Genomic DNA, 13812 nt, shown 5'->3' on the forward strand with positions numbered 1-13812 from the left:
TGACACCGAATATTGAAGTGTTGACGGATGAGTTCCAGAAACGTATCGAGCGCGGCGAAAAGATAGAGCCGCAGGACTGGATGCCTGACGATTATCGTCGGGCACTACAGCGACAAATGTCCCAGCATGCACATTCAGAATATATAGGGATGCTGTTAGAAGGACGTTGGATAACACGTGCGCCAACGCTGAGCCGAAAATGTATCCTGCTTGCGAAAGTACAAGATGAAGCCGGTCACGCGCAATACCTCTACAGTGCACTGGAAAGCCTGCGTCTCAGCCGTGACGAGGCGTACAGTAAATTGCTGTCCGGCGAAGCTAAATATCTGAATATTTTCAACTATCCTGCGCTTACCTGGGCTGATGTCGGAATGATTGGCTGGCTGACGGATGGCGCTGCCATAGTCAACCAGGTGCCACTGACCCGCTGCTCTTACGGGCCTTATGCCAGAGCAATGGTGCGTGTTTGCCAGGAAGAAAGCTTTCATCATCGTCAGGGGTTTGACCTGATTCGCAAACTGGTTGAAGGCACGCAGGCGCAAAGAGAAATGGCGCAAGAGGCGCTGAATCGCTGGTGGTGGCCCGTGCTAATGGTTTTTGGCCCCCCGGATGAGCGCTCGGTGCATTCCCGCAATGCGATGCGCTGGGGAATAAAACTTTACTCTAACGATACCCTGCGCCAGAAGTTTATCGATCAGACCGTGCCGCAAATCCAGTATTTAGGACTCACCGTTCCCGATCCCGATTTACGTTTTAACCCAGAAACCTGTCATTACGAAACGGGTGAGATCGACTGGGATGAATTTAACCGGGTAATCCAGGGTAATGGTCTGTGTAACAAGGCGCGAATTGCCAGCCGACGCCGTGCCTGGGAAGAAGGTGCATGGGTTCGTGAGGCGGCATTGTGTCATACGGTTAAGCAGAACAAACGGGAGCAGCAACAGTATGGATAAGTGGAAATTTTGGGAAGTGTTTGCTCGTCAACAACGGGGCGTCAGCCATCGCCACGTGGGAAGCGTTCAGGCTAGCGACGCTGAGATGGCGCTCTCGCATGCGCGCGATATTTTTACGCGCAGAGGCGATTTTGTCAGCCTGTGGGTGGTGGCTTCGGAAAACCTGATGACCAGCGGCGACGTGCCCCAGGGGCCGTGGTTTGAAACGGCGGAGGATAAACGCTACCGCCATGCGACATTCTACGAAGTACCCGAAGGGGTGAAGCACCTATGAGCTTGAAGCCGGAACTCAAAAAGATGCGTGCGGAATACCTGTTGCGCCTTGGCGATAATGCCTTGATTTTATCCCAGCGCTTATGTGAGTGGTGCGGCCATGCTCCGACCATTGAAGAAGACTTGGCGCTGAGCAATGTCGCGCTAGATCTGCTGGGACAGGCTCGTCTCTGGCTGGAAGCTTCAGGCAGACAAATGGTTCCCGCACAAAGCGAAGACGATCTCGCGTATAAGCGTGAAGTTCAGGCGTTTCGCAACCTCTTGTTGGTTGAGCAAGTCCGGGGAAATTTTGCTGATACCCAGATTCGTCAGTTCCTGTTTGACAGCTGGCACTGCCTGCTGCTGCGTAAACTCTCCCAGTCCAGCGATGAGGAGGTTGCCGCGATTGCAACGAAAGCGCTGAAAGAGACAACGTATCACTTGCGACGTAGTAAGGGGTGGGTTTTACGGCTGGGAGATGGCAGTGCCAGAAGTCGTGAGCTTTGTGTCCAGGCGCTAGCTTTTTATGAATCTTATCTCTACGAGCTTTTTGAGATGGATGCGCTGGATAAAGAGATGCATGCGCAAGGGATTGGCTGCGACTTGACTGAACTGTATCCCGATTGGTTGGAGTATGTGAATGATGTGCTTCAGGAAGCCACTCTTGAGCCGTTGCGCATGGAATATGTTCTGAGCGGGGGGAAAAGAGGCGTGCACGGCGAAGAGTTAGTCGAACTACTCATTGATATGCAATACCTGACGCGCGCTTATCCGGGAGGTACGTGGTGACTGCCATGACGGAACCGGAAATCAAGCGCGGCACAGAGAATATCTGGGCGTGGCTAAAGGGTATTCCAGATCCTGAGATGCCCTACATCTCTATTGTGGATTTGGGCATTGTTCGGGACGTGGAGTGGCAGGAACAAACGCTGAAAGTGGTGATGACTCCGACGTATAGCGGTTGCCCTGCTAAGGCCGTCATTGAGCACAATATTCGCCGCACTTTGGCAGATCGCGGCGTGCAATCAATAACCCTGGAAAACCGCCTTTATCCGGCCTGGAACACGGACTGGATGAGCCAAAGTGGAAAGGAAAAATTAAAAGCTGCGGGAATCGCCCCGCCGCTGCCGGTAGAGCCTGTCTGGCAGGAGCTGAAATTCATCTCTGTGGGAATACGAGACGTCTGCTGTCCGCGCTGCGGTTCGGAGCAGACTACTTTACAGGGGGAGTTTAGCGGTACCGCGTGTAAATCACTTTGGCAGTGCAATGCCTGCATGAATCCCTTTGAGCATTTCAAAAGCTTGTAACGGGCTGACGTATGCGACCCCACATATTCTTAACTTCAATTTAGCCATGAGGATCACTATGTCTCAGTTTTATCCTCTGCAACTGACTCGCATCGAACGCGATACTCCGGATAGCGTGGTGCTGACTCTGGTCCCGCAGGAGGAACACCGCGCCCTGTTTCATCATATGCCAGGGCAGCACATTATCCTTCGTACCTTTTTAGCAGGCGAAGAGCTACGCCGTAGCTATTCGCTGTGCAATAGCCCTGATAAGCCTTTACAGGTGGCGATAAAAAAAATCGAGGGGGGACGGTTTTCTCACTGGGCCAATACTCATCTTAAGACGGGGATAACACTGGAGGCCCTACCTCCGATGGGGAGCTTTGGCCTGCCGGTGGAACCGAAAGGTGCTCGCCATTACGCGGGGTTTGCGGCAGGTAGCGGTATTACGCCGATATTGTCTATGGTCCAGAGCGTATTGAGGTCGGAGCCACGCAGTCGTTTTACGCTGGTCTATGGCAATCGCAACGTCGCGACAATGCAGTTACGTGAAGTGCTGGCGGGTTTAAAGGACCTCTATCCGAGCCGGCTTTCCCTTATTTATCTCTTTAGCGGCGAAGAGCAAGAGATAGATTTGTTTAACGGCAGGCTGGACACCGAGCGTTGCGCTGAGTTGCTCAAACGCTACCTCCCTGCCGACACTATCGATTATGCCTTTATATGCGGTCCTGACGGGATGATGCGTGACGTTATGCGCGCTCTTATCCAGCATGGGGTTGTCAGAGCGCGTATTCGTACTGAGAGCTATGGTTCGCGGGCATCGACATTCCGACCTCAAAAAAAATCCGAGCTGTTCGGGATGGTAGATGTGAAGGCGGTTATTGATAACGCTCAATACCAGGTCGAACTTTCTGAGACCTCTGAAAACTTGCTGGATGCATTGTTACAGGCCGGGGTCACCCCGCGCTATTCCTGCAAAGCCGGAGTGTGCGCAGCCTGTCGCTGCCGCGTGCTTGAGGGGGAAGTTGAAATGGAAGAACCGCATGCGCTGGCTCCGGAGGAGGTGGCTTCTGGCTATGTTCTCTGTTGTCGCAGCCGGCCTTTGACATCCCGACTGTCGCTGTTATTCGACTAATCCTTAACTGAAAAATTAACTATGACATCACAGAATACAGTTTCTGGCTGGAGGTTAGTGCTCTATCGCCTGGCCACCGGGTTTTCTGTTGCGACCGTTGTTTATCATCAGTCGATGACAACATTGATCGCTCATTCATTTCACCTGTCTGCTGACGCGCTATGGGGGCTTTCTGTTGCAACACAGGCGGGATATGGCGCCGGGCTAATCCTGGGGTTGCCGCTAGGGGATTTGGTCGCGCCAAAACGGATTATCCCGAGCGTTATGATGTTGTTAGGGGGAACGCTGTTGCTTATTGGCCTGTCTCCGACGCTGTGGTTGATGGTGGCGCTGTGTTTCTTTGCCGGTCTGTTATCTATTGCCGGACAGATGTTACTGGCCTATAGCGCAAAGGTGCTGGTGGGGACAGAGCGTGCCCAAGTGGTTGGCAGCCTTCTGACTTCACTATTTGCAGGTTTGCTGCTGGCGCGAGTAATGGGGGGATTTGGCGGTGAGTATATCGGCTGGCGCGCTATTTATCTNATTACCGGAATATTAACGCTACTCACTGGCATTGGTCTGTCTAAACGTATTGATGATGTGTCGCTGACGGGGAATCTACGGTATTTCCAGGTGTTGAAACTGCAGGGAACAATATGGCGGACTCACCCCGAACTACGGCGCCTGTCGCTGGTGGCCGCCAGCTTTTTCGCTGCATCTAACGGAATTTGGGCCAATCTCACCTTTTTGATGCATGACACATTGCACTGGGATGCGGCTCATATTGGNCTTTTAGCCTTTACCTCTCTTGCCGCGCTGAGAGCGACCTGGTTTACCCAGTATCTGCAATGCCGAATGTCCGGGCCAGGCATCATCATTCTACTGGCTTTAGTCATGGCATTGACGCCGCTGATTGGGATCTGGAACGGTGTCTCTATCGGGCTGCTGCTGATTTATTTGATACTGGCCGACTTTTGTGTTCGTGCGATTCAAGCGATTGCACAAAGTCGCGTGCTGGATATCGATCCGCCCTTGGCGTCCCGGATTAACAGCTTGTTTATGACTGTTTTTTTCTTTGGCGCGGCAGCAGGATCCTGGCTTGGAAGCATTGCGATCCATCATATGGGATGGCGCGGCATGTTCTTGTTCACTATCGCCTGTGCGGCCATTGGACTTTTTTTTCTCAGCTGGCGTAATCCTGAATTACGCCTCATCCGGGCTAAAAGCTCTTAATCCTATCGAGTATTTGTGAGGAGATAATAATGGATTTAACAATTGAAAAAAATGTAGCACGAACACAACTAATTGAAGGGATTAGCCCTATTTGGAACGGATGGTTCGAAGCGGATGATTTAAGTGGATTAGNGAACCATCCGTTACTACAGGCATTAGAAAATAATGCCGTTAGTCTGGATGGCGTCAGAACACTGCTGATCCAGCACAGCCTTTATTCCCGCCACTTTACCCGTTATCTGTGTGCTCTGATTGGCAAATTACAGGATCCAGAAGATGTGACGGCACTCCTGGAAAATCTAGAGGAAGAAATGGGGGTGGATGGCAGCAGCCGGATTACGCATGCTGAGCTATTTCAGCGGACGTTACGCCACATCGGTGCTCAGCCAGCCTCTCAAGAACCATTGCCGCAAACTCAGACGATGATCGATGCCATGATGAGCCACTGTCAGTCTGCCGATACACTGAATGGCCTTGCTGCAATGTGCCTTGGCGCCGAGGCGATCGTACCACTCATCTATCGCCCCATTCTTCATGCTCTGCGTCACCATGGTTTTGGTGAAGAGGCGACAGAGTTTTTCAGCCTGCATATTGAAGAGGATGAAGATCATGCGTTAGCCATGCTGGCTATCATGGAGCGCATGCTGCGCGCCCAGGGCGGCGCATGTCGAAATCGCGCCGTTGCAGTTGGGCGTGAAATGATCGCAAATCGCGTGGCGATGTTTGATGCTATTTGGGAGCAGATTCAGACGTTGCCAACTGAAGCACCACCGGCGCAGAAAGCTGGCGGGTTTTCTTCGGGCGATTTTTGGCGCGTTGGCGGTAGCCTTGACGCTCGTCTTCCCGAAAAACTGATTCATGAACAAGTGATGAGTCAGGCGCATCCATCCTTTTCTTCCGAACGTAACCACAAAGTAAACATAGTGGATCTGCCAAGCCACACGATCAGTATGACCGTGGGGCATCTGGAACTGAATGAGCGTACGCGTTTACATCGTCACAACTACGAGACGGTGATTTATGTCACCCAAGGGGAAGGATATTCACGCATTGGCAAGCGTGAGGTGTCATGGCGTGCTGGCGATGCCATTTATGTGCCCGCTTGGGCAGAGCATCAACATGTTAATACGGGCTCAAAAGAGGCTATCTACCTGGCCTGTGAAAACGCTCCACTACTACAGAATTTAGGCGGTATAGCGCTACGTGAGGAGCTGAGTGAACGTCAGAGCTAACACAGGTCTTTGTTCACCTGATTCTTTTTAACACGGTTTCTAAAACAGACTAAGCGAGCGAAACGATGCTGCCATCCTTACTTAAACACTGGGATCCTGATAGCTGGCGCGAAAAGCCTCATAAGCACATTCCTGAATATGTCGACAGTACGCTTTTAGATTCAACATTATCACGGCTCAGCCAATATCCAGCGTTGGTCCCCGTCAGTGAAATTCGCTCACTGCGCGAAGCGCTGGCGGACGTCGCGCAGGGTAAAAGTTTCGTCTTGCAGGCAGGGGATTGCGCTGAACGTTTTAGCGATATGCAGCCAAAAAAGCTCCGTGCGCACTACCAGTTGCTGGAAACACTCGGTTCAACACTGGAAAGCGCGTTAGCTGTTCCGGTAATACGTATTGGTCGAATAGCTGGCCAGTACGCTAAACCTCGCAGTCAGCCTTATGAAACGCAGGGCGACGAGGTCTTTATGAGCTATTACGGGGATATAATTAATGACCTTGCTTTTTCTGCTGATGCTCGTCAGCCAGACCCATTGCGATTGGAAACCGCCTATTTCCATGCCGCGGCGAGCCTGAATTATCTTCGCAGTCTGGCGCCAGGCTCTGTCGCTTATGATAGTCATTACTACGTCAGCCATGAAGCATTATTGCTGCCCTATGAGCAGACTCAGTTGCAGCAGGATGAAGATGGAACCTGGTTTTGTGGTTCTGGACATTTCCTATGGATAGGGGAACGCACACGCCAGTTGGAGGGGGCGCACGTGGAGTTTTTGCGTGGTGTGGGGAACCCAATTGGCGTTAAAGTTGGTCCTGCTTGCACCAACGATGAGCTGTTGCGTCTGATTGATCGACTGAATCCGGAAAATATTCCAGGCCGTTTAACGTTGATTACCCGCTTTGGACATCATGAGATCCAGCGGTTTCCAGCATTGTTAGAGAGAGTGCAGCGTGAAGGTCGCCAAGTGATATGGCTATGCGACCCGATGCACGGTAACGGGATGCAGACGGAGAGTGGCCTTAAAACTCGGCATTATGCGCATATTGCCGTAGAAATGGAGGCGTTCTTCGAGGCGCATAAGGTCGCGGGATCGCGCGCAGGCGGTGTGCACTTGGAGTTAAGCGCTCAGGCGGTGACGGAATGCTTGGGAGGCCCTGAAAATCTTGAGGAAAGTGGCTTATTGCGCGCGTATCAGAGTAGCTGCGATCCGCGTCTTAACCCACAACAGGGAGCGGCATTGGTGTCTCGCTTGGCAACAATGCTCGCTTCTCCGCCATCTTCGCTTGCGCTCAAGGAAGAGTCCGGGCCAATAAATCTTGCGGAGTGCCTGGCAACCGCGCGTCCGGAGAATGACAACCTCTGCTATATCGGCCCGGGATTTAGCCTCAGCTATCGTGAGCTGAACATTGCCGTACGTCGCCGCGCATCACATCATGAACGTCAGGGGGTGAAGGCGGACGAACGTGTGCTGATTGCGTTGAATGACGGCCCTGAGCTGGTGATCGAATTTTATGCTGTGCTGGCTCTTGGCGCATTGCCTGTTGTGATCAACCCTCGCTTCGATAAGGCAAGTTTGCTCCAAATTATCAACGATTTTATGCCGATACTGGCGATAAGACAGCCTGCTCAGCAAGGCGTTTGGCCAGAGAGTATTGCCGTAAGCATGGTTGATTTTGGAGATTATCGGCAGTGGGTGCAGGGCCAAGAAGAGGACGCCACCTGGAATGGATTTATCCGCAAACCCTGGAGCGCGCCGGCTCTAATTCAATGTACCTCAGGTAGTACCGGTAGCTCGAAAGGCGTCGTTCATAGTGCGCAGTCAATGCTGGCGATCTGCCAACATTTCGCTACAGAGCAATTAGGGATTCATACCAGCGATATTCTCTATTCTCCCTCTAAAGCCTTCTTTGGCTATGGCATGGGTAACAGTCTCTTTTTCCCGCTATTTACCGGCGCTTGCAGCGTCCTGGACGCGGACTGGCCCGATGCCCAGCACGTCGTGACGCTATTGCGTCAGTTCCAGCCTAGCGTAATGTTTGCTGTCCCCAACCTCTATCGGGCGTTACTGGATTATGGGCTACGGCCGGAAGACACGTCGTTGCGCTTGGCATTTAGTGCAGGAGCCGCATTGCCAGCACCACTCGCGGCTCGTTGGAGACAGCTGTTTGGCAGCGAATTGTATGATGGGATTGGTTGCACCGAGCTTGGGCATATTTTTGCCACTAATTATCCGGCTGGAGCCGAGTGCCCTGGTAGCGTAGGACGTATGTTGCCCTGTGCTGAAGCCCGCATTGTTGATGACCAAGGAAATGTTGTTGCTATAGGGGAAAGAGGCATTCTGATGGTGAAATCACCCACCTGTGCGTCAGGTTACTGGGACCGACCGGAGGAGCAGCAAGCTAACTTTCAGGGAGAATGGTATTGCACGGGTGACCTGTTTAGCCAGGATGCGCTGGGGAATCTGATATTTCATGGTCGGAAAGACGATCGCTTTAAAGTCAATGGACGTTGGGTTGTTCCCATTGAAATAGAAAACCTCGTAATGAGATTGTTCCCGGAGTTAGGTTCGGCCTATCTAGTTCCTGTCTATGACCAAAATGAGGAAGTGCGTCCAGCGCTCATCTTGGGCAACTCCCGTATCCATGATACGCAAATAGCAGAGATCCGGACGGCGCTGGAGCAAAAACTCGAGCGGTTCAAATGGCCTGTGCGGGTGGTCTGCCTTGCTGAAATTCCTATAAATAAAAACAATAAACCGGACCGTCGGACTATGGCGAAGCTGGCTGTTGAGCAGCATGCCGAGGAGGAAACCGTATGTTGAATGAAAAGGAGTTTAATGAATATGGTCGTCAGGGCTTTACCCATATTCCGCTATGGCAAACCCTGACGTTACCTGACGCTGTGGAACCGCTGGCTTTGTATCAGGCTCTAACGAACCAGGGGCAGGATTATTTGTTTGAAACGGGCGTGCGCCGACAGCATGGCGTTGAGCCAGCGCTGTCGGTCATTGGGCTGCCGTGCCGTGAGCGCTTCGAACTGGGTGAAGGGTATCTACATCACTACCGCGATATGCATTTGTGTGAGACGTGGGAGACAGATGATCCTTTGGAAGTGCTGAAGATATTGCAGGAACGTTGGTCTGTTCCAGAAATATCAGCGCTGCCCGAATTTGCAGGAGGGCTTTTTGGCTATTTTGGTTTCGAAACGACACGTTTGATCGAGCCGAGGCTGCGCCGAATCGCTCGGAAGCCATCAGGCTTTGCTCTACCTGACGCACTACTGTGGTTGAGTCTGGAACTGGTGGTCATCGATCACCAGCGTGGACTGTTGCACTGCATCGTCTACGGCGAGACTGGCGTAGAGGGAGATTATGTCAGATCACGTACACGTCTCGAGCAGATAGTTGAACGGGTACAAGATTCGCTGACACCATCGGACGCGGACAAGGGGGCCTTATCAGCACCCATCGCGGCCCGCGAAATCAACCAATTCTTTCCTGAAGAGTGTTTTCGGCAGGCGGTTGAAAGAATTAAAGAGTATATCGAGGCGGGCGATGTGATGCAGGTGGTTCTCTCTCGACGGATGAGCCATCCCTACGCCGAAGATGCCACGACGCTCTACAGAAATCTTTCCCGGCAAGGAACGGCACCCTATCGCTACCTGCTCAATATGGGAGAGAGCCAGATTGTAGGCGCATCTCCTGAGATGCTGTTTCAGAAGCGGGGAGCGCGCGTGGTGAGCCGGCCGATGGCGGGTACCCGCCGTCGGGGATGCACCGCTGAAGAGAATGATGCCTTGCACGAGGATCTATTAGCCGATCCGAAAGAAATAGCTGAGCATATGATGCTGGTTGATTTGGCGCGCAATGATTTAGGGCGGGTTGCCGCAGCGGGCAGTGTGCAGGTGGATGAGCTACTCACCGTAGAGCAGTTTCCAAATGTGATGCATATCGTCTCTACCGTGACGGGGCAGGCCGCAACAGGGACGCAGGCTCTTGATTTACTGAAGAGCACTTTCCCTGCGGGCACACTGAGTGGAGCATCGAAAATCCGGGCTTTGGAAGTCATTGCCGAGTTGGAGCCACATGCGAGAGGTGTTTATGGCGGGTCTATTGGTTACCTGGATTTTTATGGTAATGCGGATCAGGCTATTGTTATACGGACTGGCATTCTGACTGACGGGAAACTGTATGTTCAGGCGGGCGCAGGTGNGGTCCAGGATTCACGCCCCGAGCGCGAGTGGCAGGAAACCAAGGAGAAGAGCCAGTCCATGCTACAAGCTGCCGCCATAAACCCGCAGCAACCAGAGGAGGCGGTGTTATGCATTTAGTCATCGATAATTACGACTCTTTCACTTGGAATATCGTGCAGTATCTCAGTATTTTAGGTGCAGAGGTCGTGGTGCGGCGTAATGATGATATTGATATTGAGGATATTTCTTCGCTACAGCCGGAATCGCTGATTATTTCACCTGGTCCTTGCTCGCCGAGAGAAGCTGGCATATCTATGGAAGCGATTCGGTATTTTGCCGGGCATCTGCCCATTCTGGGAGTTTGTCTTGGACACCAGTGTGTCGCCGCCGCCTTCGGCGGTGAGATTCGCCGGGCGAATGAGGTCCTGCACGGAAAAGTGTCTTTGATGGAGCACAATAGGCAAGGATTATTTATCGGGCTTGAGGATAACTTGCGGATAGCGCGCTACCACTCGCTGGTGGTGGATAACCTCCCGCCAGAGTTAGAACCTGTAGCCTGGGCACGGCGACCTGACGGCGGGCGCGGTGAGATCATGGCATTGCGTCATCGTGATTTTGATATTTATGGACTGCAATTTCACCCGGAATCTGTGCTTACCGAGCAAGGGCTAAAGATGCTGGGAAACTACTTGCGTTTAGTGGAAAACGCGCTTGTGGTGGGCTGATTATCTTCGGTGGATTCCCAGAAGACCGTGAACTTGGTGAGCAGTTATCGAAGGATCTTCCACCGTAAGGTTGGTTACATGAAACAGGATACAACAACAAATGCAACACTCTCATTTTTCGAAATCATATTTAGTGCGTTTTTCCCACTGCGACCCGGCGGGAATTGTCTATTTCCCGCAGTATCTGGTAATCACAAATTGGCTTATTGAAGACTGGTTTACGGAAGGGTTAGATATAGATTTTAATGTGTTGATAAACCAGCGTAAGCACGGATTACCCATCGTAAAATTAGAATGCGAATTTCTTCAACCTTCACGCCAGGGCGACAGTTTATTGATGAATTTACAAGTCGAAAAAATTGGTCGAAGTTCCTTAACCCTAATAATTGAAGGTTCTGTCGGCGGAGAATTGCGTATGCGTAGCCGACAGGTTTTAGTTTATACTTGTCTTATAAGTAGCAAATCTGTGGAGATCCCCGATCATATCCGCACTGCCTTGTCAGCATCAAGTGAGGGGGTTCCCTCATGACTACATTGCTCCAACCACCAAGCTGGGTCAGACCAAAAGGATATGCTAATGGTATTGCAAGTAGAGGTACCATGATATTTACTTCTGGGCAATTTGGCTGGGACGAAAAAGAAAACCTAGTGAGTGAAAATTATGGTGAACAAGCGATTCAAGCATTAAAAAATATCGTTAAAATTTTGGCAATGGCAAACGCCAAACCAGAACACATCGTTCGATTAACCTGGTATATTGCAGATAAAGATGCATATCTTAATCAGGCGAAATTAGTCGGTGTTGCATATAGAAAAATAATTGGCCACTTCCCTGTAATGAGTGCATTTGAAGTTAACTCACTAATGGTTCCTGGTGCCAAAGTGCAGATTGAGGCGACTGCCGTGTTGCCTGATTAGTTAACAACATTATTTTAATACAGCTAATCGAAGCACTGAAAGAGCATTTTAGCCTGTTTCAGTGCTTGTTCGTGGCTTGTCACATTTGCAAATCCTAGAATCAGGCCCTTACCGCATTCTTTTCTTGAAGATCTTGCCGATAAAGCTCCGATTAGAAGATTATGCATTCTTCCTCGTGTTGCGATTCCAATATCATTTTCTTCATCGTCTAGCTTGGCCAGGATATGTAGTCCACAGGCGGGCATTTCAAATTTCAGCCTTTCTCCAAAGACTTCCTTAAGTCCATTGATGGTCATCACTCGACGTTTTGCATAAATAGCTCTGGTTTTACGCAAATGACGAGAGAAATGATTTTCTTGCATAAAATCAGTTAATACTCTTTGCGTTAATAATGAGCAGCCATCTTGCCAGGTTTGACAAGTAGCATTAAATCGTGGCAATTGAGGTTCAGGGACGACTAGATAAGCTAAGCGTAGCGAGGGGCTAAGCACTTTGCTAAAAGTGCCAACGTATAATACGTTGTCGTGTGACTCAGTACTAGCGAGAACGGGTAAAGGTCGGCTATTGTAGCGATATTCACTATCGTAATCATCCTCGATAATAAAGGCATTGCTCTTTTGAGCCCATTCGAGTAATTCAGCGCGACGAAGTGTCGATAACGCAGAACCAAGCGGACTTTGATGAGCTGGTGTGACAAGTGCGAAGCGAGCATCGGGGGCTAATTCTTTACCGATAGAAATGTTCATACCATCCCTGTCAACAGGAACAGGGATTAATTCCGCACCGAACTCATTAAGTAATTGACGGCTTNGTGGAAAGCATGGGTCTTCAATCCATACTTGATCTAATGGCTGCATTAGTGTTCGACTAATAAGATTTAAGGCTCCTCGATAACCTGCAGTAATGAAAATTTGTGATGATGTACAGTTAAGTCCTCGAGATACACGGAGATAAGAAGCGATAGCTTCTCGTAAGGGTTGGTATCCAGCAGCTTGAGGATAAGAGAAAAAGTAATTTTGTTGGCGTAATTGGCGAGTATATATATTACCCCAAATCTTATATGGAAAAAGATCTAATCCAGGTAGACCTAGCTGGTAGGGAGCGGGTGAGTGGCTTTTGGATGAAAAATCGGACAGAGGGTCATATAGTGAGTGAGATACTTTTTGGGAAGGGGGTATGTCATTTTCCTGAATAGATAATTTGGCTAGTTTTTTTGAAACAATTGTACCTGCGGGACCGCGGGCTTCGAGGTAACCCGCTTCTGTTAATAGGCTGTAGGCAAGTTCTACGGTGTTTCTGGATAATTGTAATTCGCTTGCGAGTGTGCGGATAGAAGGTACTCTCTGTCCAGGAATTAAAACGTTACTCTGAATGCTTTTTACAAATCGATCATAAATTTGCCGATACAATGGTTTTTGATTATCATCAAAAAATTCTTTTTTATTCATTTGTTATCTCTTTAATAAATAATCATCAGCAATAGATAACGGTTTTATACAAAAGAAGGTTATATAAGTTATATTGGGGAATAGAGCTTAAGCTAACTAGTATCTTATCATATTCTATGGATGTATAAACTGATAACTATTTTAATGGGAAATATATTCTCTCTAGAATAAATGATTTATATATATTACCATACTTTATATTAAGTGCAACAATATTGTTAATGGTTCTATTGTATTCTCTATATCTCTTGAATACTTAAAGTTGCAGGTAGTGTGAACCGCCACGGGTTTAACGGACACTTCAGAGTCCATTTACGGACTGACCCACATCACTATACGCATCAATCAGGTACGAGCTGACCGCTCACGTTAAATTCATGAAGGTGGCGTATGCCACCATTTAGGGGGGGCAGCGGGCACAGTGTAAAGGACAGGCAGAAAACTTCTACTTTGGTCATCCCCTTG

Annotated in this window: 13 protein-coding genes; 12 read left to right on the top strand and 1 reads right to left on the bottom strand. The window is 50.0% G+C overall.

The genetic code is table 11. The features are described 5' to 3' along the window. The first annotated feature begins 20 nt into the window (after positions 1-20). The 12 genes from paaA (at position 21) to RZ35_RS04720 (ending at position 11899) form a co-directional block, all read left to right on the top strand. A complete protein-coding gene (paaA, locus tag RZ35_RS04660; RefSeq protein ID WP_200873744.1) occupies positions 21-953 on the top strand; it encodes a 1,2-phenylacetyl-CoA epoxidase subunit PaaA in 933 nt (310 codons plus the stop codon). Beyond that, positions 946-1227 (top strand): 1,2-phenylacetyl-CoA epoxidase subunit PaaB, encoded by a 282-nt coding sequence (paaB, locus tag RZ35_RS04665; RefSeq protein WP_026742255.1) that lies wholly within the window; start codon positions 946-948, stop codon positions 1225-1227. Before paaA ends, paaB begins: the two co-directional genes overlap by 8 nt. Then, positions 1224-1994: a 1,2-phenylacetyl-CoA epoxidase subunit PaaC gene (gene paaC, locus RZ35_RS04670; RefSeq protein WP_081825697.1), complete on the top strand. Its 771-nt coding sequence runs from the start codon at positions 1224-1226 to the stop codon at positions 1992-1994. The genes paaB and paaC overlap by 4 nt, the downstream gene beginning before the upstream one ends. Positions 1995-1999: 5 nt before the next feature. Then, on the top strand, positions 2000-2512 hold the full coding sequence (paaD, locus tag RZ35_RS04675) for a 1,2-phenylacetyl-CoA epoxidase subunit PaaD (protein WP_026742257.1): 513 nt from the start codon (positions 2000-2002) through the stop codon (positions 2510-2512). 58 nt (positions 2513-2570) lie between these two features. Then, on the top strand, positions 2571-3626 hold the full coding sequence (locus RZ35_RS04680; protein ID WP_026742258.1) for a 2Fe-2S iron-sulfur cluster-binding protein: 1056 nt from the start codon (positions 2571-2573) through the stop codon (positions 3624-3626). A gap of 114 nt (positions 3627-3740) precedes the next feature. Beyond that, positions 3741-4838 carry an MFS transporter gene (locus RZ35_RS04685; protein WP_455709696.1) on the top strand — a complete coding sequence of 366 codons (1098 nt, stop codon included), beginning with the start codon at positions 3741-3743 and terminating at the stop codon, positions 4836-4838. Positions 4839-4867: 29 nt separating this feature from the next. Beyond that, entirely contained in the window at positions 4868-6070 is a 1203-nt protein-coding gene (locus RZ35_RS18260; protein WP_235195081.1) for an iron-containing redox enzyme family protein, read from the top strand. Between the two features lie 65 nt (positions 6071-6135). After that, complete coding sequence (locus RZ35_RS16915; RefSeq protein ID WP_051625473.1) at positions 6136-8886, top strand: 3-deoxy-7-phosphoheptulonate synthase; 2751 nt, start codon at positions 6136-6138, stop codon at positions 8884-8886. Continuing rightward, positions 8880-10394 carry an anthranilate synthase component I family protein gene (locus tag RZ35_RS04710; protein ID WP_026742260.1) on the top strand — a complete coding sequence of 505 codons (1515 nt, stop codon included), beginning with the start codon at positions 8880-8882 and terminating at the stop codon, positions 10392-10394. Before RZ35_RS16915 ends, RZ35_RS04710 begins: the two co-directional genes overlap by 7 nt. Next, positions 10385-10981: an anthranilate synthase component II gene (locus tag RZ35_RS04715; protein ID WP_026742261.1), complete on the top strand. Its 597-nt coding sequence runs from the start codon at positions 10385-10387 to the stop codon at positions 10979-10981. The genes RZ35_RS04710 and RZ35_RS04715 overlap by 10 nt, the downstream gene beginning before the upstream one ends. 100 nt (positions 10982-11081) lie before the next feature. Next, positions 11082-11510 carry an acyl-CoA thioesterase gene (locus RZ35_RS17160; protein WP_071999756.1) on the top strand — a complete coding sequence of 143 codons (429 nt, stop codon included), beginning with the start codon at positions 11082-11084 and terminating at the stop codon, positions 11508-11510. Further along, positions 11507-11899: a RidA family protein gene (locus tag RZ35_RS04720; RefSeq protein ID WP_026742262.1), complete on the top strand. Its 393-nt coding sequence runs from the start codon at positions 11507-11509 to the stop codon at positions 11897-11899. Before RZ35_RS17160 ends, RZ35_RS04720 begins: the two co-directional genes overlap by 4 nt. 23 nt (positions 11900-11922) lie before the next feature. Here the strand turns inward: RZ35_RS04720 and pdxR are convergent, their stop codons facing one another. Next, positions 11923-13347 carry a MocR-like pyridoxine biosynthesis transcription factor PdxR gene (gene pdxR, locus RZ35_RS04725; RefSeq protein WP_036152629.1) on the bottom strand — a complete coding sequence of 475 codons (1425 nt, stop codon included), beginning with the start codon at positions 13345-13347 and terminating at the stop codon, positions 11923-11925. Positions 13348-13812 lie beyond the last annotated feature (465 nt).

The sequence above is a fragment of the Lonsdalea quercina subsp. quercina genome, assembly GCF_000688655.1.
Taxonomy (GTDB): domain Bacteria; phylum Pseudomonadota; class Gammaproteobacteria; order Enterobacterales; family Enterobacteriaceae; genus Lonsdalea; species Lonsdalea quercina.